General features: G+C 55.1%; 26 protein-coding genes. 13 read left to right on the top strand and 13 right to left on the bottom strand.

All coding sequences use genetic code 11. The annotated features are described in order from the left end of the window. Positions 1-28 precede the first annotated feature (28 nt). The 3 genes from glyQ to recO all read right to left on the bottom strand — a co-directional run bounded on the left by glyQ (position 29) and on the right by recO (position 2,590). Positions 29-898: a glycine--tRNA ligase subunit alpha gene (gene glyQ, locus D7024_RS04385; protein ID WP_121450695.1), complete on the bottom strand. Its 870-nt coding sequence runs from the start codon at positions 896-898 to the stop codon at positions 29-31. Positions 899-1,336: 438 nt separating this feature from the next. After that, positions 1,337-1,783, bottom strand: a complete 447-nt coding sequence (locus tag D7024_RS04380) for a DUF4342 domain-containing protein (protein ID WP_121450694.1) — start codon at positions 1,781-1,783, stop codon at positions 1,337-1,339. Positions 1,784-1,843: 60 nt separating this feature from the next. Then, entirely contained in the window at positions 1,844-2,590 is a 747-nt protein-coding gene (recO, locus tag D7024_RS04375; RefSeq protein ID WP_121450693.1) for a DNA repair protein RecO, read from the bottom strand. 76 nt (positions 2,591-2,666) lie between these two features. Here recO and D7024_RS04370 point away from each other — a divergent pair, with 76 nt between their 5' ends. The 6 genes from D7024_RS04370 (at position 2,667) to D7024_RS04345 (ending at position 7,501) form a co-directional block, all read left to right on the top strand. Next, positions 2,667-3,494, top strand: a complete 828-nt coding sequence (locus D7024_RS04370; protein ID WP_243113691.1) for an N-acetylmuramoyl-L-alanine amidase — start codon at positions 2,667-2,669, stop codon at positions 3,492-3,494. A gap of 34 nt (positions 3,495-3,528) precedes the next feature. Further along, positions 3,529-4,425 carry an N-acetylmuramoyl-L-alanine amidase family protein gene (locus D7024_RS04365; protein ID WP_165859263.1) on the top strand — a complete coding sequence of 299 codons (897 nt, stop codon included), beginning with the start codon at positions 3,529-3,531 and terminating at the stop codon, positions 4,423-4,425. Between the two features lie 32 nt (positions 4,426-4,457). After that, positions 4,458-5,369, top strand: a complete 912-nt coding sequence (locus D7024_RS04360; RefSeq protein ID WP_125185617.1) for a peptidoglycan-binding protein — start codon at positions 4,458-4,460, stop codon at positions 5,367-5,369. Between the two features lie 19 nt (positions 5,370-5,388). Further along, positions 5,389-6,255, top strand: coding sequence for a lipid II flippase Amj family protein (locus D7024_RS04355; RefSeq protein WP_121450690.1), 867 nt, complete (start codon positions 5,389-5,391; stop codon positions 6,253-6,255). Between the two features lie 112 nt (positions 6,256-6,367). Continuing rightward, the gene (locus D7024_RS04350; RefSeq protein ID WP_165859262.1) at positions 6,368-7,021 is read left to right on the top strand and encodes a coenzyme F420-0:L-glutamate ligase; all 654 of its coding nucleotides are present in this window, start codon (positions 6,368-6,370) and stop codon (positions 7,019-7,021) included. Between the two features lie 21 nt (positions 7,022-7,042). Beyond that, the gene (locus D7024_RS04345; protein WP_121450688.1) at positions 7,043-7,501 is read left to right on the top strand and encodes a pyruvoyl-dependent arginine decarboxylase; all 459 of its coding nucleotides are present in this window, start codon (positions 7,043-7,045) and stop codon (positions 7,499-7,501) included. An 83-nt stretch (positions 7,502-7,584) separates the two neighbouring features. On the opposite strand, the gene D7024_RS04340 is transcribed toward D7024_RS04345, so the two are convergent. Then, the gene (locus D7024_RS04340) at positions 7,585-8,091 is read right to left on the bottom strand and encodes a YhcN/YlaJ family sporulation lipoprotein (protein WP_121450687.1); all 507 of its coding nucleotides are present in this window, start codon (positions 8,089-8,091) and stop codon (positions 7,585-7,587) included. 209 nt (positions 8,092-8,300) lie between these two features. Here D7024_RS04340 and D7024_RS04335 point away from each other — a divergent pair, with 209 nt between their 5' ends. After that, on the top strand, positions 8,301-8,900 hold the full coding sequence (locus tag D7024_RS04335; protein ID WP_121450686.1) for a UbiX family flavin prenyltransferase: 600 nt from the start codon (positions 8,301-8,303) through the stop codon (positions 8,898-8,900). Here the strand turns inward: D7024_RS04335 and mgtE are convergent. The 9 genes from mgtE to yqfC form a co-directional block, all read right to left on the bottom strand. Continuing rightward, positions 8,874-10,226 carry a magnesium transporter gene (gene mgtE / locus D7024_RS04330; protein WP_121450685.1) on the bottom strand — a complete coding sequence of 451 codons (1,353 nt, stop codon included), beginning with the start codon at positions 10,224-10,226 and terminating at the stop codon, positions 8,874-8,876. The two genes, D7024_RS04335 and mgtE, sit on opposite strands and share 27 nt — an antisense overlap. A 240-nt stretch (positions 10,227-10,466) precedes the next feature. Continuing rightward, positions 10,467-11,372, bottom strand: coding sequence for a GTPase Era (era, locus tag D7024_RS04325; RefSeq protein WP_121450684.1), 906 nt, complete (start codon positions 11,370-11,372; stop codon positions 10,467-10,469). Between the two features lie 54 nt (positions 11,373-11,426). After that, the gene (cdd, locus tag D7024_RS04320) at positions 11,427-11,906 is read right to left on the bottom strand and encodes a cytidine deaminase (protein ID WP_341466945.1); all 480 of its coding nucleotides are present in this window, start codon (positions 11,904-11,906) and stop codon (positions 11,427-11,429) included. Between the two features lies 1 nt (position 11,907). Then, positions 11,908-12,303 carry a diacylglycerol kinase family protein gene (locus tag D7024_RS04315; protein WP_121450683.1) on the bottom strand — a complete coding sequence of 132 codons (396 nt, stop codon included), beginning with the start codon at positions 12,301-12,303 and terminating at the stop codon, positions 11,908-11,910. A gap of 59 nt (positions 12,304-12,362) precedes the next feature. Beyond that, complete coding sequence (gene ybeY, locus D7024_RS04310) at positions 12,363-12,821, bottom strand: rRNA maturation RNase YbeY (protein ID WP_121450682.1); 459 nt, start codon at positions 12,819-12,821, stop codon at positions 12,363-12,365. Then, entirely contained in the window at positions 12,775-14,961 is a 2,187-nt protein-coding gene (locus D7024_RS04305; RefSeq protein WP_121450681.1) for an HD family phosphohydrolase, read from the bottom strand. Before D7024_RS04305 ends, ybeY begins: the two co-directional genes overlap by 47 nt. Before the next feature lie 27 nt (positions 14,962-14,988). Further along, positions 14,989-15,945 carry a PhoH family protein gene (locus tag D7024_RS04300; protein ID WP_121450680.1) on the bottom strand — a complete coding sequence of 319 codons (957 nt, stop codon included), beginning with the start codon at positions 15,943-15,945 and terminating at the stop codon, positions 14,989-14,991. A 46-nt stretch (positions 15,946-15,991) separates the two neighbouring features. Next, the gene (yqfD, locus tag D7024_RS04295) at positions 15,992-17,284 is read right to left on the bottom strand and encodes a sporulation protein YqfD (RefSeq protein ID WP_121450679.1); all 1,293 of its coding nucleotides are present in this window, start codon (positions 17,282-17,284) and stop codon (positions 15,992-15,994) included. A gap of 56 nt (positions 17,285-17,340) precedes the next feature. After that, positions 17,341-17,610 carry a sporulation protein YqfC gene (yqfC, locus tag D7024_RS04290; RefSeq protein ID WP_207666890.1) on the bottom strand — a complete coding sequence of 90 codons (270 nt, stop codon included), beginning with the start codon at positions 17,608-17,610 and terminating at the stop codon, positions 17,341-17,343. A 239-nt stretch (positions 17,611-17,849) separates the two neighbouring features. Here yqfC and selD point away from each other — a divergent pair, with 239 nt between their 5' ends. From selD to D7024_RS04260, 6 genes are all read left to right on the top strand, one after another. Next, positions 17,850-18,890 (top strand): selenide, water dikinase SelD, encoded by a 1,041-nt coding sequence (selD, locus tag D7024_RS04285; RefSeq protein ID WP_121450677.1) that lies wholly within the window; start codon positions 17,850-17,852, stop codon positions 18,888-18,890. Between the two features lie 18 nt (positions 18,891-18,908). Continuing rightward, positions 18,909-19,526 (top strand): sulfurtransferase-like selenium metabolism protein YedF, encoded by a 618-nt coding sequence (yedF, locus tag D7024_RS04280; protein WP_207666889.1) that lies wholly within the window; start codon positions 18,909-18,911, stop codon positions 19,524-19,526. Between the two features lie 65 nt (positions 19,527-19,591). Next, on the top strand, positions 19,592-19,888 hold the full coding sequence (locus D7024_RS04275; protein ID WP_121450676.1) for a metal-sensitive transcriptional regulator: 297 nt from the start codon (positions 19,592-19,594) through the stop codon (positions 19,886-19,888). Positions 19,889-20,208: 320 nt separating this feature from the next. Further along, positions 20,209-22,713, top strand: a complete 2,505-nt coding sequence (locus D7024_RS04270) for a heavy metal translocating P-type ATPase (protein WP_121450675.1) — start codon at positions 20,209-20,211, stop codon at positions 22,711-22,713. A 152-nt stretch (positions 22,714-22,865) separates the two neighbouring features. Beyond that, the gene (locus tag D7024_RS04265; RefSeq protein WP_121450674.1) at positions 22,866-23,069 is read left to right on the top strand and encodes a hypothetical protein; all 204 of its coding nucleotides are present in this window, start codon (positions 22,866-22,868) and stop codon (positions 23,067-23,069) included. A gap of 16 nt (positions 23,070-23,085) precedes the next feature. Continuing rightward, positions 23,086-23,835, top strand: coding sequence for a heparan-alpha-glucosaminide N-acetyltransferase (locus tag D7024_RS04260; RefSeq protein WP_121450673.1), 750 nt, complete (start codon positions 23,086-23,088; stop codon positions 23,833-23,835). Positions 23,836-23,843: the final 8 nt, after the last annotated feature.

Raw genomic sequence — 23,843 nt, 5'->3', positions numbered from 1 at the left:
CTCGATTATTAGTTATTGTTTTTAACGGTTATTTCTTTAAAAGGGGGTAACCCATTTCTTCCCGCTGGGCCACATAGGCCTCGGCACAGGCCCGGGCCAGGCTGCGTACCCGGTGAATGAAGGCAGTGCGTTCGGTAACGCTGATGGCGCCCCGGGCATCCAGGAGGTTAAAGGTATGGGAGCATTTGAGCACATAATCGTAGGCCGGCAGGACCAGGCCCTTTTCTACTATGCGCCGGGCCTCCCTTTCGTACATATCAAATAGCTGAAAAAGCATCCTGGTATCGGCCTCTTCAAAATTGTAATGGGAGTGTTCCACCTCGCCCCGGTGGTGTACGTCCCCGTAAGTCAGGCCGTTGACCCATTCGATGTCAAAGACATTATCCTTGCCCTGGATGAACATGGCCAGCCGTTCCAAACCGTAGGTAATCTCCGCCGAAACGGGGCGGCAGTCCAGACCCCCGCACTGCTGGAAATAGGTGAACTGGGTGATCTCCATCCCGTCCAGCCATACCTCCCAACCCAGGCCCCAGGCACCCAGGGTGGGGGATTCCCAGTTGTCTTCTACAAAACGGATATCGTGCTCCCGGGGGTTAATCCCTATGGCCGCCAGGCTGTCCAGGTATACCTCCACCACATCATCGGGGGAGGGCTTCAGGATCACCTGGTACTGGTAGTAATGCTGCAGCCGGTTGGGATTTTCCCCGTAGCGGCCGTCAGTGGGCCGGCGGGAAGGCTCCACATAGGCCACCCGCCAGGGTTCGGGCCCTAAAACCCGCAAGAAAGTAGCCGGGTTCATGGTACCGGCGCCCTTTTCCACATCGTAGGGCTGCTGGATAATGCAGTTTTGATCGGCCCAGAAACGGTTTAAAGCCAGGATCAGGTCTTGAAAGTTCATGTATACATTCCTCCCTGAACTAGAGAAAATAAGTAAACAAAATTAGAAGACACCTTGTAAAAACTTAAACCTCCCGCCCGGGCAAACTATGCCAGGGACGGGAGGTACTTCCCGCGGTTCCACCCTGTTTGGCCGTCACAAAAGCGGCCCCCTCATTTTGTGCAGGCTTTACTCACCGCCACTTGACACGGCGGCTTTCCTCCTGCCGCTCGGGAACCCCCTTCACACGGGTTCGTTTTACCGGGCTTCCACCTCTTCCCGGCTCTCTGTAAAAACTCCCCCGGCTACTCTTTCCCTCATCGCCGGATATTCGGTTGAACAATGTTAATTTATCAAATTGGCGGGATAAAGTCAACGGGGACGCTGTTTCCCGGCGCCGCATTCCGCGTGGCCGGTTCCTCTTCCACCGGGAAGGCCGGAATCTCTCCGCGCCTCCCCTTACGTAGGGCCCGCCGGTTCTATATATTGTTCACCCTGACCTTGATTTTGCTGATCACCCCGGCCGGGCCGTTCAATTTCCAGGGTATAATTCCTGGCCATAGCCGTAACCGCCCCCAGGGCTCCCAAAACGGCCAGCTGGCTGCTGGCCAGGGTTCCCACCAGACCCAGGGCTCCCAGGGAAGCCGGCAGTTCCATTACCGTCCTTTCCCCCTGTTTTACCTTGATTTTAGTTTCCTGGCTCCGGTGAAAAAAATCCTTCAAGTGCTCCAAAAATTCCTGTCCCCGGTCCTGGAGCTTTTCCGTGATGTGCTTCCTCTCATCTTCCAGGTGAATGAGAGCCTGCACCACGTCGCCCCCGGCTGCATCCAGGGCCTCCTTGGCCTCCTTGTAACCTACCCCCAGGCGGGACCTGATTAGATCAATTTTTTCCAGCTCGCTGTTCATGTACAGCCTATCCTCCCTGATTCTTTTATTTAACCATATTTAACCCGGGAGTCCGGCCATTTATACATGTTCCAAAAGTTCCAAAAAACGCGTGGATTTCATGCGCCGGTCCAGATGGTACTCCATGTGGCGGCGAAGCACTTCCTTCAACTCCCTGCGGGCAATCTTCCCCACCTGCAGCTGGTTGAGCTTGCCCGGATCCCAGCGTAAAAGAAGTCTTAGCAATTCCACCGTACCCCGGCGACAGAGCAGACCGCCCTCGTTCCTTTCGGCACAGGTGGCGCAGAGCACACCTCCGGCCCCGGCATGGAAAACTACCTCGTTGCCTTTGATGGGACCCTGGCATAAGACACAACTTTCCAGGCAGGGCCGGTAACCCAGAATGGCCAGCAGTTTTATTTCAAGGGCCCGGACCAGCAACTCGCCGTCTGCGCCACCCAGGGCACGCAGTGCTCCCAGCAGCAGCTCAAAAACAGCCTCGCTGGGCTCTTCTTCGGCGGTCACGCCGTCCACCAGCTCGGCCAGATAAACGGCATAACCCAGCTTATCCAGCCGGCAACGCAGTTCCGGAAACATCTCCAAGAGCTCGCACTGGCTCACCGCATCCAAACCATTGCCCCGGCGGAGAAGAAATTGGGAATGGGAAAAGGGTTGAACGGCCCCCCGCTTACGGCTGTTAGGTTTACACGCCCCGTAAGCTATCACCCGGATTTTTCCCTTTTCCCGGGAGAACAACGTTAATAACTGGTCGGCCTCCTGGACGTTTACGGATTTCAGAACCACGGCCCTGACCTTATATAATTTCACCTGGGCCTACACCCCCAAATGTCTGGAAAGACAAAATTCGTGTGTACAATCCAAACAATATAATGAAAGTCTTCCCGTGGTTTACCATATATTTTACTGTATCACCCGCAGCCTGACCAGGATACCCCAGCCGCCCCGGGGGGTGGAAAATATCAGGTTTATTGTGTTGCCCGTACAAAAGATAAAAATTGTGCTTGTCGCCGTCATGGTTGTGACCAGTCTTTGGCTGGGATTGCGCGCCATCGCCAATGCCCGCCACCAGGCATCCATCAGCGCCCTTTCCTGGGCTTTAGCCGGCCGGGTGATCGTAGTGGATCCGGGACATGGGGGTGTGGACCCCGGAGTGGTGGGAAAAAACGACGTACTGGAAAAGGACCTGGTCCTGACCGTAGGGCAAAAGCTGGCCCTCTACCTGTACCAGGGTGGAGCCAGGGTAATCATGACCCGGGAAGGGGACCATGACCTGGCCGACCCGGAAATCACCGGCCTGTATAAACGGAAGCGCCAGGATCTGGCCCGCCGGGTGGCCCTGGCCAACAATTTGCCGGCCGATGCCATGGTAAGCATCCACATTAACAGTTTTGGCAATCCGTCCCAGTATGGGGCACAAACCTTTGCCAAACCCGACTCGCAAGAGAGCCGGGCTTTGGCCAGGGCCATCCAGGACGAACTCAACCGCCTGCTGAAAATCAACCACCGGGTACCCTTACACGGGGATTATTACATCCTCCGCCATTCCCGGGTGCCCACGGTGATCGTGGAAATTGGTTTTATCACCAACCCCCGGGAATACCGTCTTTTGCAGGATCCTCTTTATCAGAGTAAGGTGGCCTGGTGCCTTTATGCCGGCATCGCCAGATATTTTGCCGGAGAGGGGAAAATTCCCCCGGTTCAACCTAAATAAGGGAAAATTATCATCCGCTAAAGGGGGTAAGGGCATGACAGTCAGCCGCATTACCAACATTTGGAACAAAGTCCACTACAACCCCGGCCGCCCCGTCTCCCGGGTGATAGTTGAATCCACCAGCCCATTTCAGTTCGATGCAAAAGAAAGTCCCTCAGGTATCACCCTCATCGCCCAGGGAGCCCGGGCCAATATGTATTGCGAAACAATTGAAGTGTATGACGGGTTGATTGAATGGATCAGGGTTGAAGAGCAACCACAGGGCGTGATCTTTGAGATCAAGACCAACCACCCTTCCCCCTGGCAAATATCAAGTGAACCGGGCATACCTTACCGTACAGTAATCAACTTTGTCCGGGACCACCTTTTTAATCTTTTTTCTTCAAAGGTATTTGTTATTGACGCGGGCCATGGAGGCCATGATCCGGGAGGAAGGGGACCCGTCGATCTCCTGGAGAAAAACGTTACCATGGCCATGGCCACCGCCCTACAGGACCTGCTTAAACCCCTGAAAAGTCAAGTCTACCTTACCCGCACCGGGGATTATCCCCTTTCCCAGTGGATGCGCTGCAACCTGGCCCTAAAAATGAACGCGGATGTGTTTATCAGCTTTCATACCTACCACAGTACGGACACTTCCATTCAAGGGACGGCGGTAAAATACAACCCCAGGGCACCGGGGTGCGATCGTCTCGCCCAGTTTATACTGGAAGAATTAGTGCGCAAAATCAAACGCCCCCTTCGGGGGGTAGAGCCGGACCAGCAGCTACGCCATTTAGGTTTCATCCCCGGCCTTACGGTGGAACCGGTAGCCATTTCCAACTGGGTCGAGGAAGGTCTTTTGCGCAACCCCACCCTGTATAAAAAAATTGCCCAGGGAATCTTTAACGGCTTTTTACGGTTTTGGGGGGAGAAAAAAGGGGAAAAATAAACAACGATTCTTTTACCTACCCGGTGATATGCATGCGTCGAGCAATCTGCTTGCTCATCCTGTGCTGCATGTTGCTCTGCCGGCCTGCCAGTGCTCCGGCCCTGGTCAGGGCACATCAATGCGGCGGCAATGAACAGCCCCGGCTGACGACTCCCTTCCATCAGGGACGGGATATTGCCAACCTGCAGCAATGCCTGTCTTACCTGGGTTACTTTAGGGGCCCGGTTAACGGCCTGTACGATGAATCCACCATAGAGGCCGTGGGACGTTTCCAGAAAGATCATGGCCTTCGACCCACCGGCGTGGCGGACGTGTCCACCTGGCAAACCATTAGCCAGGCCATGTTGTCCAAGCCGGAACAGGGGGCAACCCCCTCCCCCGGGCATGATCTTTTTATCCTGGTTGATACCCGTTCCCTGACCATGACCGTTTTTTCCCGGGGACAACCCATCAGGCAATACCCGGTAGCCCTGGGCAAACCGGGCTCGGAAACCCCTTTAGGCCTCTGGAAAGTTATCGACAAATCGGACGAATACGTCCCCGGCATGGGTCCCCGCTGGATGGGATTGAACATCCCCAAGGGCACCTACGGCATCCACGGTACGGACAGCCCCTGGTCCATTGGGACTTTTGCCAGTGCCGGTTGTGTGCGTTTGCATAATGCTCACGTGATGGAACTCTACGACTGGGTTTCCGAGGGCACGCCGGTACTGGTCCTGGGTAATCCCTTTTTGCCGCAGTATCCCATACTCCACCAGGGAAGCTGCGGCACGGCAGTGCAGGAAGTCCAGCGCACCTTAAAGCGGCTGGGTTATTACAACCAAAAGCCCGACGGTATCTTTGGCCCTCAGACGGCCGAAGCCGTAGTTTTCTTTCGTAAAAAACACGGCCTGGAAGAAAAACCCGTGGTGGATGAGGAGCTCTGGCGTTTGCTGGGATATTAAGGAAGGCAGGTGAGAAATAATCGACCGGGTGCTTCTGATTGCCGTTCTTACGGCAATTATTCATTTAACTGATACATTAGTTTACGCCGTGCGCCTTTCAGGGGTGACCACGCGCCGGCTGGCCACCGCCTTTTCCTTGTTTCAAATCATTTCCTTACTGGCCAGCACGGCCAACCTTATTCAGGCTCCCCTGTTATCTTCCGTGGTGGAAAAAACCATCAATACCGGCCTCAAAATTGCTTCCGGTTCTTTGCTCGAGTCACCTTTGTATCACCACCAGCTCACCCAGTTAAGCATGGATATACGCCTGGTTATTTTTTCCGCCACCGTCGGTACAGTGGTGGGAGTGCTGCTTACTCCGGCCTTTAATTATGTTTTTACCCGGGTGATTTTTCTCTTTGAAGAAGCCGGTTCTATTCCCCGCCTGATTGTAATCCTTCTTTCGCCGCACCTTTTGGTCAGAACCCTGCGCAAGAGGCCCGGGTACCTCAGCGCCCTGAGAGCATCCTTACCGGGGCGCCCGAAAAACATCCCTTTAGCTTTTTTAATCGCCAATACCATGGTCATCGGCATCTGGACCACGGGGGTGTTATCGGCCCTGTATGCCGGTGCGCTATTGCCCGAATACCGTTCAACGGCCAGCCTTCTTTCAGGCGTGGTGAACGGCGTGGCCACCATTCTTTCGGCCATGATAGTGGACCCCACCGCCGCCATGATTACCGACCAGGCCCTGCGGGGAACCAGGGATCAAAGGGATGTCCGGCAAATGGTTTATTACCTGTGTTTAACCAGGGTGCTGGGGACTATTCTGGCCCAGGCCATTTTTCTACCGGCCGCCTACCTGATCAAGGATGTGGCCCTGATCATTGCCGTTCCGGATCGTTAAAAAATGGAAGAGAGAGGGACAGGCACATAATTTACCCTCAGGTATAACCTGATATTAGCTCCTTAACCGGCCCGGGCAAATACCAGGAGCACGGCGAAAGGTGATGATGTGTATGCCCTGCTATACCATCCCCATTCGAACCCATGTAATTACCGAGCAGGATAACATCATCGAGCTGGCCAAACGTTACACCGAAGGGGTGGTGGAGCCGGGGGATGTCATTGCCATTGCCGAGAGTGTGGTAGCCATTACCCAAAAAAGAGCCATCTTACCCGAGGAAGTTCACCCGGGCTTGTTGGCCCGCTTTCTGTGCCGCTTCCCCGGCAAACACGGCAGTCTGGCTACCCCACCGGCCATGGAACTGGCCCTCAGGGAAGCAGGTACCATTAGAATTCTCTTAGGCTGCGTGGCCGCAGCCCTGGGACGGCTCATAGGCAAGCGCGGCTTTTTCTACCTGGTGGCCGGCCGGGAACTGGCTTTTATCGATGATATTGCTGGCACCATGTGGCCCTATGAAAGGCATATCATTCTCGGTCCCCATAAACCGGGTAAAATTGTAGCGGCCATCAAGGAAGCCACCGGTGCCGACGTGGTTATTGCCGACGTCAACGATATCAAATGCGTGGATATACTGGCTGCAACCAGCCCCGCCAGCGTCAAAATAGCCAAAGAAGCGCTGGTAGACAACCCCTTTGGCAACGACGACCAGCAAACACCTATTGTGGTCATTAAAGTCAAAAAGGAGGCGCAAGACAGAGCAGCCTGACCGATGATGGGAGGGAACACCTTGCTACCTACACCGACCAAATTTACCCTGGTGGCAGGAGCCGGTGAAGGGCAGACCCCGTTAAACGCCTTTGACCGGGCACTGTTGGAAGCCCGGGCGGGAAACGTAAACCTGATCCGGGTAAGCAGCATCCTGCCGCCTGGTGCTGAATATGTGGAGGAATTATCCCTGCCCCCCGGGGCACTGGTACCAGTAGCCTACGGAGCAACTACCTCCACCACCCCCGGAGACAGAATTGCCGCTGCCGTGGCCGTGGGCATCCCCGAGGAAGGTTTTGGCGTAATTATGGAGTATTCTGGCCACACCTCCCGCCAGGAAGCGGAAAGGATCATCCGGCAAATGGTGGAGGAAGCCTTTGCCATGCGCAATCTGGAGCTGAAAAAGTACATGGTCAAGTCCGTGGAACATCAGGTAGCCAGGACGGGGGCAGTTTTTGCCGGCATACTACTGTGGTACTGAGCTGTCCGATATTTGAAAGCCGGTTTTTCGGTAAGAAAAACCGGCTTTTCATGTTATCATTTAATTGTTCCCGCTTCAAATCATTACCTGGTAGTGGGCGTAATGCGGCGCAGGATTTCCTGAATCTCCCGGTTGAAGCTGGCTACAGGAGTGCCCCGGCTGATGCCTTCAGCCACTCTGCGGATACGGGTAACGGTATCCGGATCGGTAGTTACCAGCACGGTGGCCACGCGGTTATCTGCCGCCCTGACCCTCCGGGCCACTTCATCCTTAATGGCCGCTGTTCGCCCCCTCTCTACCCCGCTTTTAATATCGAGCCCCACAATGGCCGTGTTCCCGGTCAGGACGACCGTGGCCGATTTCACGCCGGACACTTTCTCGGCTTCAGCCGCCAGCTTTGTGGCCAACCGGTGGGCCTCCGCCGGCGTGGTGGGTAAGGGCCGGGGGGCCGGTGCCGCCGGGCCGGGGGCTGCAGGCGCAGGTCCCGGCGCAGCCGGAGATGGCTGGGCGGGTTTACGGGCTACGGCGCAACCGGATACCAGCATCAACGCCAGGGATATTATGGAAAACCAGACCGGCCATTTTCTCATTAGCTCACCCCCATTTCTATATCTAATATTTACTGCCGGGCTTTCTCCTATGCTATAAAAAATTCCACCGGGTATCATTGGCAGACTCGCTAAAGGGGTGGAACATTAAACGAGGGATGGACTTATATGTGGCTCGTATTGAACAATTACCGGTGTTAGGATAAAATAAAACAGGCAAAACATACATATAAAGGGACGGGTAGGAAAAGTTGCGCATTGTAGTGGCTATAACCGGTGCATCGGGAGCGATTTACGGCATAACCCTGCTGGAACAACTAAAGCTCTCAGGAATTGAAACCCACCTTATTTTGAGCCCCTGGGCGGCAAAAACCATCACCCTGGAAACCCGGTGGACACCTGAGCAGGTCATGGCATTGGCCAGCTACTCTTATGCGGCCAACGACCTGGCTGCATCGGTGGCCAGCGGGTCTTTTGTGCACCAGGGAATGGTCATTGCCCCCTGCAGTATGAAAACCCTGGCATCTATAGCCTGGGGTTACAGCGACAACCTGATCACCCGGGCCGCCGACGTGACCATAAAAGAAAGGCGTCCCCTGATCTTGATGACCAGAGAGACGCCTTTAAACGCCATCCATCTGGAAAACATGCTCAAACTGGCCCGGCTGGGGGTAATTATTATGCCTCCGGCACCATCCTTTTACCAGCACCCGGAAACCATCGAAGACCTGATCCTGCAAACAACAGGGCGGGTATTAGATCTTTTGGGTATCGAAAACCAGCTGGTAAAAAGATGGGAAACACATAAACCGCCAGGAGATTGTTTACCTGATCAGGATGATGGTAGCTAGGGTAAAATAAATAAACATACTGCTCACATCCATTAAAGTGGTAATAAAGGGTCCGGAGGCCAGGGCCGGATCCACTCCTATGCGGTTGATAATCACCGGCACGAAACTGCCCAGAATGGTGGAAACGGTGATGCTCAAGGCCAGTGCTCCACCCACAACCAGACCAAGGGATGGAGAACCCTGCCACACAAAAGCAAAGGATCCCACAACCAGACCGCAAACCAGGCCCACCCATAGCCCCACCTGGGCTTCTTTCCAGATCACCTTTAAAATTTGACTGGGATCTACCTCTCCGGTGGCAATTCCCCGTACTACCACGGCCAGGGATTGGGTGGCTGCATTGCCCGTACCACCGGCTATGGCCGTCATAAAAAAAGCCAGGGCCGTCACATGTTGCAGGGTTTCGGAAAAGCCCTCGATCACATGACCGGCCACCAGCTCTCCGAAGAGCAAACCCACCAGCCAGGGCAAGCGCCGCAGTGCCCGTTTAAAAGGTCTGGCATCGGGGTCCTCCCCTTCACTATCAATGGTTGCAGCCATGCGCATCATATCCTCGGTGGCTTCCCGCTCAATAACATCCAGAACATCATCTACCGTTACAATACCAAGCAGTTCACCAGCATCGCTGACCACAGGCACGGCCAGAAAGTCGTATTTGGCCACCAGGCGGGCCACCTCTTCCTGGTCGGTACGCACATTCACGCTGATTACCTTGCGCCGCATGATGTCCTCAATACGCATATTGGGCGCTGCCAGGATAAGCTCCCTTAAGGAAAGCACTCCCACCAGGTGGTTTTGATCGTCCACCACATAAACATAGTAAACCGTTTCGGCATCGGGTGCGTTTTCACGCAGCACTTCAATAGCTTGCCCGGCGGTTATATCCTGGGGGATGGCCACGTACTCCGTGGTCATAATTCCGCCGGCGGTTTCCTCGCCGTAGGTCAACAGTTCCTTGACGTCCCGGGCCTCGTGTGCCTCCATCAGACCCAGCAGTTTCTGCCTCAGGTCTTCAGGCAGGTCTCCCAGCAGGTCTGCCGCATCGTCGGTAAACATGGCGCTTAATATATCGGCCGTGCGCTGCAAGCCCAGGCATTCCATCAGGATGGGCAACTTTTCCCGGTCCAGCTCAAAAATTACCTGGGCAGCCCTGTCCGGTTCCATGACCCGCAATACCTTGACCTGCTGGCCCAAACTAATGTCCGGAAGCACTTCGGCTATGTCCGCCGGGTGTAAGTCTTTCAGGCACTGACGCAGCCTGTCGGTAGAGCCTTCCTCAAGACAGGAAAGAACTGCCCGGCGTACTTCTTCCCGATCTTTGGACATCAGGCCACCTCCTTTTTTCAGGGGCGGCCCACCATCCCTGGAGCATGGATACCGGGGCCGGCCCCTGTTTGTTTTAGTATGAACTTTTGCCTACTAGGGTCGCCGTCCACAGTACCACCTCCGGGAATTTTTTTTGCAAAATGAAAAGGGCCTTCACCTGCGTGAGGAAGCCCGAAAACCTTAGCTGGCTTTCCAGCCAACACTACTTTATCAGAACCTTTCCTGTACTGTCAAGGAAAATTAATCCCTGCCGGCGTAACCAAAGTTCCGCAGGTACAGGTCCTGGTTACGCCAGTCTTCCTTGACCTTGACCCACAGGTCCAGGTATATTTTTGACCCCAGGAGAAGTTCCATTTCTTCCCTGGCCAGCCGGCCTATCTCTTTGAGCATCCGCCCCCCCTTGCCAATTAAAATGGCCTTATGCGATTCCTTTTCGGTATAAATGACCGCCCGCACATAGAGCAGCTGGTCCGACCGCGGCTCTACCTCCTCCACCACCACGGCCACCCCGTGGGGTACTTCCTGGCTGGTCAGGTGAAGCACCTTTTCCCGGATCAGTTCGGCCATAATAAACTGTTCCGGCCGGTCCGTGACCATATTGTCGGGATAATACTTGGGCCCATAGGGTAAGTAGGAAACCACCAGCTCAACCAGGCGGTCCAGGTTTTCCGGCTTGAGAGCGGAAACGGGGATAATCTCGGCAAAATTGTATTTCTCTCTAAAAACGTCAATCAGGGGCAGCAATTCCGCCTTGTTGTCCAGCAAATCTATTTTATTAATGACCAGAATTACCGGAGTGGTTACCTCGCGGAGCTGGTTGATTATGTACTCGTCCCCCGGCCCCGGCAACTGGGGTTCAACCAGGAAGAGGATTACGTCCACTTCCCGCAGGGCGCCCAGGGCCACTTCCACCATATACTCACCCAGCTTGTGCCTGGGCTTGTGAATTCCCGGCGTATCCAGAAAGATGATCTGGGCATCATCACGGGTAATGATTGAATGGATTTTATGCCGGGTGGTCTGGGGCTTATCGGACATAATGGCCACCTTATGCCCCACCAGCTGGTTTAAAAGGGTGGACTTCCCGACATTGGGGCGGCCAATTATGGCCACAAAACCCGACTTGAATTTCTCCTGTTCCACCATTTTCCTCCTTTCAGCCCTTTATCATTAAAGAAACTCCCCCGGGCAGCACCAAATTTACCTGTCTACCGGCTCCACAACACGAACAGGATTGGGGCGTGGGCTGTCTTCAATTTTCCCAGCCTCCCCACCTTTTAACTTAAAGCTCAGGGGCAATAGTTCAGCAAGCGTTTTTACTATATATTCACCACGGTGGTTACACATATAAACTTTGATTTCGCTTCCGAATTCAGCCAGCACCTGCCGGCAGGCGCCGCAGGGCGTGCAGTAATCCTCGCTGTCGGAAATCACCACCAGGGCGGCAAATTGCCTTTCCCCGTTGCTTACTGCTTTAAAAAGGGCTACCCGCTCGGCGCAAACGGTTAAACCGTAGGAGGCATTTTCAATGTTACATCCGGTATACAATCTTCCTTCCGAAGTTAGTATGGCTGCCCCCACCCGGAAACCGGAATATGGGGCGTAAGCCCTTTCCCGGGAAGCCCGGGCCGTATTAATGAGCTTTTCCACAGGAAACTGCATCACCGGCAGGTCAATCAAATTAATTTACACCTCCCAAAGAACGCGCCCAATAGCGAACGAAGGCGTGCAGGTAAGGGTAAAACACCAAAAGGCCTACAACCATCGAGTTTAAGGCAGCCAGCAGTACGGCCCCGGCGGCAACATCTTTGGCCACCCTGGCCAGGGGGTGGTATTTATTGGTATACAGGTTAACCACCGTCTCCACGGCAGTATTGAACATCTCGGCGATTACCACCAGGATAATGGCAAAGAGAATAAAGAGAAAATCCCGTACTCCTACCCCCAGTAGCAGGGCAACCGCCACTACCACCAGGGCGGCACCAAAGTGAAAGCGCATGTTAGGCTGTGTGCGTAGGGCATATGCCAGTCCGGACAGGGCATAACCAAGGCTTTTTCTGAAACTGTCCCTGGCCATCACAACGTCACATCCTGTAACCACAAGCTATTCTAAGGGCGGTGCTCTTAATGGCCCTCTTACCTGCCCAACCCCAGCCGGGCCAGGACGGCCTCCTCCTTTTCCCGCATTGCCCGGCCTTCTTCTTCCGTCAGGTGATCGTATCCCAGGAGATGCAGCACGCCATGGGCCACCAGAAAAGCCACTTCCCGCTCAAAGCTGTGCCCGTACTCCTCACTTTGCCGGCGCGCCGTCTCCAGGGAAATCACCACATCCCCCAACAAGGTTTCCTCCCCCGCGTCGGGCATCGGTTCCCCTTCCTGTAGGGCAAAGGACAGCACATCGGTAGGCCTGTCCACCCCACGGTATTCACGGTTTAACCGGTGGATATACTCGTCGTCCACAAAAACCAGGCTTACTTCGGCGTCCCCGGGGCCGCCGGCTAAAGAGAGAGCTTCCCCGGCCACCTTTACCACCAGGTCAACAAGCTGCTCATCCACCGGCACTTTTTCTTGCAGGTTGTTTACGAGAACCGGCACTTTTGTTTCTTCTCCTTTCCATTTCCTTACTCAGGTCGGGATATTCAATGCGGGTGTGAAATATTCCGCCCAGTACCTGAAAAAAAGCCTCCGCAATTTTATCCAGATCCTTAAAGGTCAGGTCACATTCATCCAGCTGGCCGTCCATGAGCTTATCCTTGATAATTTTGCGTACCATTCCCTCAACGCGGCCGGGGGTACGGTTTTGCAGGGAACGGACCGCCGCCTCCACCGAATCGGCCAGCATGACAATGGCCGCCTCTTTGGTCTGGGGCTTGGGTCCATCATAACGGTATTCGTCCTCATTGACATTTTCCGCGTGGCCGTTTTCCAGGGCTTTGTGGTAAAAATAAGAGCACAGCCCGCTGCCATGGTGCTGTTCAATAATCTCGATAATGGCCTGGGGTAATTTATACTCACGGGCCATTTCCACCCCGTCCTTGACGTGGGAGGTCAAAATCAAAGTACTCAAGGAAGGGGCAATTTTATCGTGGGGGTTCTCACCGTTCAACTGGTTTTCAATAAAGAAGTAGGGCCGTTTAATTTTGCCGATATCATGATAATAGGCGCCTACACGCACCAAAAGGGTCTCCCCGCCCACGGCCTCGGCTGCAGCCTCCGCCAGGTTGGCCACAATAATGCTGTGGTGATAGGTCCCTGGTGCCTCCGTGAGCAAGCGCCGCAGCAGGGGATTGCTGGGATGGGATAGCTCCAGAAGATGGACTGCCGAGGTAATTCCAAAGGCGCTTTCCAGGTAAGGAAGGGCACCAATGGTTAGAATGGAAGACAAAATACCGTTAATCAAACCAAAACCCACGCCGGAAGTAATCATGAGGCCCCAGGGCGTGTTGCCTAAAAGACCCATGATCAGAATGACAACGATATTGGCGGCGCTGGTGTAAACACCGGCCCGGGCCAGATCGCCCCGCTGGCTGAGTTTGCTGACGCTGTAAACTCCCACGAACCCCCCCACCAGGGCCACCAGTCCGAAACGGACCTGTCCATCAATCATCAGGGTCACCAGAAAACTCATTACCGCCACCACCAGCATGGCCAGGCGCGTGTCAAGCAAAATGGCAATAAGCATCCCGGCGGCGGCAATAGGGGTCATATAACCCACGAGGTTGCCCAGCTCAGGCCAGTAGGGGATATTGATGGCCGTAATGGCCTTGCCCACGGCCAGTACCACCACGACAACGATACCCAGCAGGTATAAGTGACCGGCATGTTCGTAAATTTCCCGGTTCTGCTGGTAGAGATAGAGCAGTACCACCACCATCAAGAGGGCCACCAGAAAAGCACTGCCCAGCAATATGCGCCAGGGGACCCCGGTTTGGGTGAGGCCAAGGGCCTCCAGCTTGGCCAGGTGTTCCTTGGTAACCACATCCCCAACCCGGATGATGATCTCGTTTTGCCTGATGGTCACCATCTGGGGCGGCACCGTGGCCATGGCCGCCTCCTTTAAGAGGCGGGTTTTTTCCGCATTGAAGAAGCTGTTCGGCCGCAGGTAATAACGGATTAAGCCCTGGGCCAGTTCCTGGTAGGGTTTGCTTAAACCCCAGCGGGCCACCTGGTCGGCCAGACTTGCCTTTTTAGCCTCCAGCTTGTCCGGCGTAATACCTTCCTCGCTATCCAGGGCCTGGGCCACCAGGCCGTTTACACTCCGTTCCACCTGCTCCAGGGTATGGGGAGCGGGCCTGGTAAGGGCCACCAGGGTTTCCCGGGACAAAGAAAAGGGCAGCACCCCCCGCAGGCGGGTTACCCGGGCTTCCTCATCGGCCCTGGTATCCGCCTGCACCTCGCGGATCCCCTGAATGGCGGTGGAAATATCCCGCTGGACCGCCGCGCTTACCAGGGGATCCCGGTCGTACTGGTCGCGCACTGCCGCGGCTGCCTGGCGGCGCATTTCCTCGGTTTTGGCCTTATCTTCAAAAACAATACTGCGGGGGGCCGGAATCTGGACTGGGGAAACCTGTCCCTCCCGCAAATTAACCCGTTGGGGAACAAATTCAATGGAAATGAGAATGGTAATGAGCAAAAAAAAGATGACCGCAGCTGCGCTCCGGCGTACCCTGCGCCGTCCCATTAACGGAGCCAGCCGGTGAACAAACTGTTTTCCAATTGTGGCCAGAGGGAGCATCAAATTCACTCCTCTTGTGCCACCAACCTATGACCCTTCCTCATAGGCCCTGATGATTTCCTGAACCAGCGGGTGGCGGACTATATCCTCCCCCGTCAGGTAACAAAAGGCAATACCGTTTACCCGGGCCAAAACCTTCTGGGCATGGACCAGGCCGGAAACCTGCCCCTTGGGCAGGTCGATCTGGGTAATGTCTCCGGTAATTACGGCCCTGGAACCAAAACCCAGGCGGGTCAAAAACATTTTCATCTGCTGGTCGGTGGTGTTTTGCGCCTCGTCAAGAATGATAAAGGCGTCGTCCAGTGTCCTCCCCCGCATGTAGGCCAGGGGAGCAATTTCAATAACATGTCTTTCCAGGTATTTTTGGGTATTTTCCACACCCAGTACATCGTAAAGGCTATCGTAAAGAGGACGCAGGTAAGGATCTACTTTTTCCTGCAGGTCCCCCGGCAGAAAACCGAGCTTTTCTCCGGCTTCCACAGCCGGCCTGGTTAGTACCAGCCGGTTGACTTCCTTATTGCGCAGCGCGCGAATGGCCATAACCACGGCCAGGTAGGTTTTCCCCGTTCCCGCGGGACCGATGGCAAAAACAATGTCGTGCTTGCGAATGGCTTCGATGTACTGTTTCTGTCCCAGTGTCTTGGGCTTAACCTGTTTCCCCCGGGCGGTAACCAGGGTCACCTCCCGCGCCAGGTTGGACAGGGCTTCCTGCATACCCGCCCGCACGGCCTTAATGGCGTAGTTAATTTCGTGTAAAGTTAAACGGTTACCCGCCCGGTAAAAGTCCTGTAACTGATTGAAAACCTCCCGGGCCTGGGCAACCTGTTCGGGCGGGCCGATAATAATCACTTCCTCGCCCCGGGTTACTACCCTTATGCCCAGGGCCCGTTCCATTAAAGCCAGATGTTCATCGTGACGTCCGAAAATCTCGGCCGCCGTGGCAATGTTGTCCAGGATCACCCTGGCTTCAGTGTGTTCGCCCAACTTATCCCTCCAACTCCCTCTTGTTTCTATAGCTAGAATAGACCTGTTATGGCTGGGAAGAGGGCGCCGGTGCCTGATTTTGAGACTCTTCCCCCGGGGTAAAGGGTTGTTCGGTGCCGATTTCCTCAAGGCTCTCCACGAAGGCTTTGACCCGCACCAGGCTCTCCGGCTCTTTCACTACCAGCTCATCCAGCTGTTTGTGGACTATCCTGGCTCCTTGAGGCAACTGCTTTTGTACCGCATGCAACGCCCTCTCCCCGGCCAGGCGGCGGGCTTCTGCCCGGTCCCTGACCAAGCGGTAGTTTTCCACTTCACGATATTTACTGATAACAAGTTCGACGGGCAGCTGAAGATTCCTCCATGGGGGAGGCTTTTTCACACTGGTCTCGGTTTGATAATGCAAAAAGGGTATTTTCTGGGGACCTGCTAAAATTATTTCCCTGCCTTTGATTTTCATACAAACCCTGGTAACCTGGCGACCGGTAAAGCGCTCCCCGTTTTCAACCAGAGGGGCTTCGCCGTATCCTTCATACCATACCCGGGCCCTGACGATGCCCGCAGCGTGAACGTACGTAGGCCGGCGAGGGACGGATTGTTCCCTTTGTGTTTCGGTCGCTGGCAGCTGCTCGGGCCTGGGTTCTTCAGGGGGAGGAATAATCCCGGAAATCAAAATTTGACCGGGAACTACCGTATCCCCTTCCTTCACCGCCGCATGGCCGCTAAACACCAGGACCTCTTTAATTAAGCCCGCCTTAATAGCTGTAATATGGGCGGGAGATTGATTTTTCTCCTCGGGAAGGGTTTTTTCCACCACTTCAATGGTCACCCTTGTCCCCTTAACATATACGCCGGCCCAGGAAATGGTGGGCAACTTTGTCTTCAGTGTCCTCTCCACCGCGGGGCAATCCAAACGCCATTTGGGCACTCCCCGGTTCAGACCGGCCCCGGAAGCTACGGATAAGATATCTTTCGTGGGCACCCTGCGATTACCGGTAACCTCGATAGTCCAGACAAAGGAGCTTAACAAGTACAGTCCAAGGACAAATAGTACGGCGCCAAAGGCCAGTGCCTTGCGCCGGGCCAGGCGCATCCAGAGAAAAGGCAAGCCTACCCGCCATGTAATATGAAAGCGGCACCGGGTGCGCCGCGCTATATGCCTTAAAGGCCGTACGGCATTCAAGCGCACATTGGCCCTCATGGTCTGCTCACCGAGCCGGGTAATATCCCAGAGAAAGATACCCCGGGCGGCAGCCATATTGATAAATTTTTCCGGCACTTCTCCCCGGATGGTTATGGTGACATAACCGATGATGAAGTTCATCAATCGAAAAAGAAACATGGCTTGGCCTCCTTATTTTCCTGGGCCATGGGCACGATTTTTACACTGGCCTGTTCCTATTTAAACGTAATGGTCTTAATCATTCCTTCCACGCAAATCTCATCGGGGAGAATGTTGCGCAGGATCAATTTCTCTCCGGTAATTTCCAGCTCCCCTTCCTCAATGCCAACACGCACAATTTGGGGGGTATATTCTAAAACGCCGCGGTGGTTCTCGATGAAGGCCTGCAGATTTCCCATAAGCACAACGCGGGGAAGGTTCAGCATTACATCGTTGGGGATCTCCAGAAACTCCGATAACCGCTTTTTCCATTCCCGCCAGGCCATCTTCCAATCCCTCCCTGCCACAATATATGCGCCCGCCACGGACAAGATTACTTAAGGGCACAAAAGCCGTGGGTGACGGCCAACAGGTCATAAAGATCTTCTCTGTACTGCAACCTGCCCATAAAATCTTCTTATAGGGCAAATAAAGGAACTCATCTATTAAAGAACGAAAAAATGATATGCTATCTTGTAAGAAAGACCGGAGATAAAAAGACTGCAAAAGTTAGGGGTGAGTAAATATGGCAGAAAAAATTCGATTGACCACCCTGGCCAAAACTGCCGGGTGAGCGGCAAAGGTGGGACCGGCCACCCTGTCGCAGGTACTGCGGCAGTTGCCACGCCTTAACGACCCTCATTTGCTGGTTGGACTGGAAACAGCCGACGATGCGGCGGTATACCAGCTCACGGACGATATGGCCATCATTGAAACGGTGGATTTTTTTACCCCGGTGGTGGATGATCCCTACCTTTTTGGCCAGGTGGCCGCAGCCAACGCCTTGAGCGACATTTATGCCATGGGCGGGCGGCCCCTTCTCGCCTTGAATATAGCCTGTTTCCCTACCTGTTTACCGCCGGAAATTCTAACCGAGATCCTCAAAGGAGGGGCAGACAAAGTAAAGGAGGCCGGGGCAATCATTGCAGGAGGACACACGGTCCAGGATGATGAACCTAAATACGGCCTGGCCGTCACCGGTCTGGTACATCCGCAAAGGGTATTCACCAATGCCGGTGCGATGCCCCAGGATGTGCTGATCCTGACCAAACCCCTGGGTACAGGCATCATCGCCACAGCTATCAAAGCAGAGCTGGCCCCGGCCCAATCTCAAGAAGCCGCCCTGGCCAGTATGATTGCCTTAAACAAAGAGGCTGCTTCTGCCATGCTTTCCGTAGGAGCCCATGCCTGTACCGATATCACGGGCTTCGGTTTACTGGGGCATGCTGCAGAAATGGCCCGGGCTAGCGGGGTAAGCATGATTTTTCATTATGACCGGGTACCCCTTTTGCCCAAAACGGTCGAACTGGCCGCCATGGGCCTGATTCCCGGCGGGGCCTATCATAACCGGGATCACCTGGGGGAAGCGGTTTCTTTTGCCTCTAACCTCTCCCCTGCCCAGCAGGCAATCCTGTTTGATCCCCAAACTTCCGGGGGGTTGCTCATTGCCACCCCACCGGAGCGGGCGGACCGCCTCCTGCATGAGCTTCATGCAAACGGAGTAACGGCGGCCCGGGTAATCGGACGGGTGGTGGAAAGGCAGAACTGGTTAATCAGGGTGGAGTAAAGAAGAGGTGAATTGTTCATGTTGAAAAAAGAAGTGGACTGCCGGGGGCTGGCCTGCCCCCAGCCGGTGATCAACACCAAGAAAGCGCTGGAAGAAATCCCTGCCGGTGAAATAATCGTCACCGTAGACAACCCGGTAGCCCGGGAAAACGTAACCATGTTTGCCACCAGCGCCGGCTATCCCGTACAGGTTGCAGAAAAGGAAGGCAACTTTGTAATCACCATAACCAAAGGGGAATCGCCGGAAAAAGCCCCGGACAACCCCATGAAACCCGTAGCACAAAGTACCGGGGAAGCCCGCCCCCTGATCTATTTCTTCACTTCCAACCTGCTGGGGCAGGGTGCTCCCGAACTGGGGATGACACTGTTGAAAAGTTTATGCGCCACCCTGGCCGAAACCGACCCACCCCCTGATAAGCTCATCTTTTTAAATACGGGGGTATTCCTGACCTGCACCAACTCCCCGGTCCTGCAACATTTAAAAAAGATGGCCGAAAAGGGCACGGACATCCTCTCCTGCGGCACCTGTCTGGACTACTACAAGCTAAAGGACAAGCTCCAGGTGGGCCGGGTAAGCAACATGTATGAAATTAACGAAGCCTTATCGGGTCCTGGAAAGGTGATCAACGTACCGTAGGCCTGCGTTCCTTGACAATACACTCGTCCACCTGATATACTTCTCATCGGGTACCCCTGTAGGGTATGAGAGAAGTGAGTGATCAAGATTTGGCCTATGTAGAAAGAAACAAGGAAGACCTCTTGAGCCGCTTAAAAAAAATTGAAGGACAGATCCGCGGTATTCAAAAGATGATTGAGGAAGACCGCTACTGCGTGGATATCCTCCTGCAGATCAGTGCCACCCGGGCGGCACTGCAAAAAGTAGCCCTATCCCTTTTGCGCAGCCATACACGGGGATGCGTGGCCCAGGCCATCCGCCAGAACCGGGGTGACGAGGCCATCGATGAGCTGATGCAGGTATTGGATCAATTTACCAAATAACCGGCGTCCAGCGCCGGGCAGGAAAGGAGGGTGATTCTCGTGCTCAGAAAACACTACATGCTTCGCCCCGTGGCCCACTGCAAAGAAGGCTGCTGAATACAGTCCTGGGCAAGACGGTAAACTGCCCGCGGTAAAAACCCGCCGGCTATACTGCCTGCGGGTTTTTCATTTGGTATTTACCCTGACAGTGGGAAATTCTAAAATCAATGTTATTGACTTTTCCAACCGGACATGGTTATGATGAAAGAAGATAAATACCCTACAGGGGTACCGTAGACAAAACATAAGGGCTACCGGTCCCGGTATAAGGAGGCAATCAAATGAAACAAATCAGCATTCCCGTGGAAGGTATGACCTGTGCGGCATGCGTGGCCCGGGTGGAGCGGGCCTTAAAAAATACCCCCGGGGTAGCGGGGGCGGTGGTCAACCTGGTCACCGGAAAGGCCAACGTGAAATATGATCCGGATAAGGTATCCCTGGAAGAGCTGGTCAATACCATCCGGGAACTGGGCTACCAGGTACCCACCGGGGAAATATACCTGACCGTAAGGGGCATGAGCTGCGCGGCCTGTGTAGCCCGGGTGGAACGGGCAGTTTCCGAACTGCCCGGAGTATTAAAGGTAGCTGTAAGCCTCCCCGCGGAATCCGCCCGGGCAACCTTTTATCCGGGTACGGTGACACCGACCCAAATTAAAGAAGCAATCGCCGGTCTGGGCTACGAGGTGGCCGAGAAGGCCACGGGACAGGAAGCCCTGGACCTGGAGAGGCAGGCCCGCCGGCAGGAAATACGCCGCCAAGCCCGGAACATGTGGATTGCCTGGCCCCTATCCCTCCTGGTAATGCTGGGCATGTTCCGGGACGTGTGGATTCTCCCCCGTTTTGTTCCCGAGTTTATGGGCAATACCCTCTTTTTGTGGGCGCTGACCACCCCGGTGGTCTTCATCGCCGGCTGGCAGTTCTTCGTGCACAGCTTCAACGGCCTAAAGAAGGGCGCCACCGATATGAACCTTCTCTATGCCACGGGAATAGGAGCTGCTTATATCATCGCCACCATTAACACTTTCTGGCCCGGGGCCGGCTTTGGGGGCAAAGGGGCCACCTTTTTTGAATCGGCCGCCCTGTTAACCGCCTTTATCGTCCTGGGCCGCTACCTGGAAGCCCTCACCCGGGGGCGTGTCTCCGAAGCCATTCGGAAGCTGCTGAACCTGCAGCCCAAAACCGCCCGGGTGATCCGGGAAGGCCGGGAGATGGAAATTGCCGCCCTTGATGTGGTACCCGGCGATGTGGTTGTGGTGCGTCCCGGGGAAAGTATCCCGGTGGACGGAAGGGTAATTGAAGGGCATTCGGCGGTGGACGAGTCCATGATCACCGGGGAAAGCATCCCGGTGGAGAAAAAGCCGGGTGACGAAGTAATTGGAGCCACCATCAACAAAACCGGAACCTTTAAATTTAAGGCCACCAGGGTGGGGCGGGACACGGCCCTGGCCCAGATCATCCGCCTGGTGGAAGACGCCCAGGCCACCAAGGCACCGGTGCAAAGGCTGGCCGATCTGGTGGCCGGACACTTCATTGCCGGAGTCCATGTACTGGCGCTGGTCGTTTTCCTCTTCTGGTTTTTTTACGGTTACCACACCTTTTTCCGGCCGGACAGTCACTTTATCCTGTCACCTTACAATCTGGCCCAGGTGGGAGTCTTTGGCTTCGCCCTGCTTTTAAGCGTGACCACCCTGGTCATTTCCTGCCCCTGCGCCCTGGGACTGGCCACTCCCAGCGCCATGATGGCCGGGACGGGAAAGGGAGCTGAAAACGGCATTCTCTTCAAAGGAGCCGATGCTGTGGAGGCCACCGCCGCACTGCAGGTGGTACTGTTCGACAAAACGGGCACCATCACCCGGGGTGAACCTTCCCTCACCGACGTCATCCCCGCCCCCGGCTTCACGCGGGAGGAAGTGCTCAGCCTGGCCGCCGCGGCGGAGAAGAACTCCGAACACCCCCTGGGTGAAGCAATTGTCCGCGGAGCCGAAAAGGACGGGCTGAACGTGGAAGATGCCGAGAATTTCGAGGCCATCCCCGGCCACGGCATCAAAGCCCGCTACCGGGGCCGCTCCATATTGCTGGGCAACCGCCGGTTAATGGAAAGGGAAGGCGTGCCTTTTGAAACCCTGCTGCCCTATGTAGAATCCCTGGAGCAGGATGGAAAAACCGCCATGCTCCTGGCGGTGGACGGGCAGGCGGCCGGGGTAATTGCGGTGGCCGATACGATAAAGGAAAACGTTCCCCAGGCCATCGCCAGGCTGAAAAAAATGGGTATACAGGTCATCATGATCACCGGCGACAACCGCCGCACCGCCGAAGCCATCGCTCGCCAGGCGGGTATTGAAAAAGTACTGGCGGAAGTGCTGCCCCAGGACAAGGCCGAAGAGGTGCGCAAGCTGCAGGCCCGCGGCCTGCGGGTAGCCATGGTGGGAGACGGTATCAACGACGCCCCGGCCCTGGCGGCCGCCGACGTGGGCATGGCCATTGGCACGGGCACAGACATCGCCAAGGAAACGGGCGAGGTAATCCTGATCAAGGCCGACCTGCGGGACGTGGTTTCGGCCATAGAAATAGCCCGGGCGACGATGCGCAAAGTGCGCCAAAACCTGGTCTGGGCCTTTATTTACAACAGCCTGGGCATTCCCATTGCCGCCGGCGTGCTCTACCCCTTTACTGGCCTGATTGTAAGCCCGGAGCTGGCCGCCTTCTTTATGGCTATGAGCTCGGTATCGGTAACCCTGAACACCCTGCTCTTAAAACGTTTTGTCCCCTCCATGAAGAGGGGATAACGCATCCTTGTCGATACCGTCGCAAAACCCCGGGTGCTGTTACCGGCACTCTGCAAAATCGTTCGCCCTGGACAACGATTGCCTTCGGAATTAACAGAGTGGTTTAACTGGACATTTACGAACCTCAGGAACCGGAAAGGAGTGGAAGTTAGATGAGTGACCCAGCCCGCAAGAGCCTCTTGATCTACACGGGCATCTCCCTGACCGCCGCCCTTCTCTTTCTTCTGGCCACATATGCCACGGGGATTTCCTATCCGCCCGTGGCCCGCATCGGAGGCGCCGTGTGGGTCTTTATCTTGAGCATGATCATCACCATGCCCATTGTCATTTCGCACATGAACAAAAGGCACATTTGAACGGAGGAATCCGGCCATAAAGCCGACCGTCAGCGCGAGCACAGTAAAAAAGCACATAAAAGCCGCATCGATCAACCGCGTATGGGAAATTGACCTGTTCCGGGGAGTGGCCCTCCTGTTGATGGTGACCTTTCACTTACTTTACGACCTGGCAGAGTTTTACCATCTTCCCCTGGATTACCAGAAGGGGCTAATTTACTATACCGGAAAAGGAGCGGCCATTCTCTTCATCCTCATTGCGGGCATAAGCTCTTTCTTCAGCACCAATAACCTGCGGCGGGGTATAAAAATCCTCCTGTGGGGGTTCATCATTTATATCATTACCGGGGTGGCGCTCCCCGGGAGCAACATCATCTTCGGCATCCTGCAATTCCTGGGGACAAGCATGATCCTGGCCCCCCTTTTCATGGGACTGCCTTCACCGGTTCTAACGGTCCTGGGCGCCCTTATCCTGCTGGCCGAACACTATACCGGCACCCTTACCTGGCCCCACAACTGGCTGGCCTGGCTGGGCCTGGTGAGGGAGGACTTCTTTTCCGTGGACTATTACCCCCTTCTCCCCTGGTTTGGGGTGTTCCTGTGGGGCATGGTCCTGGGGCAAATGTTTTACCCCTCTAAACGAAGCCTTTTTCCCCATTCTCCCCTGCCCTTCCACCCGCTGGGCCGGTCCTTACAATTCCTGGGCCGGCATTCGCTGACCATCTACCTGGTACACCAGCCGGTGATTTTATTACTCCTGTACTTGTTTTTCCTGGCTGTAAAATAGTAGAGTGT

The organism is Desulfofundulus salinus, from assembly GCF_003627965.1.
In the GTDB taxonomy this organism is placed as follows: Bacteria; Bacillota; Desulfotomaculia; order Desulfotomaculales; family Desulfovirgulaceae; genus Desulfofundulus; species Desulfofundulus salinus.
Note: the sequence above shows the minus strand (reverse complement) of the source record. Positions and strands in the feature narration are given on the sequence as shown.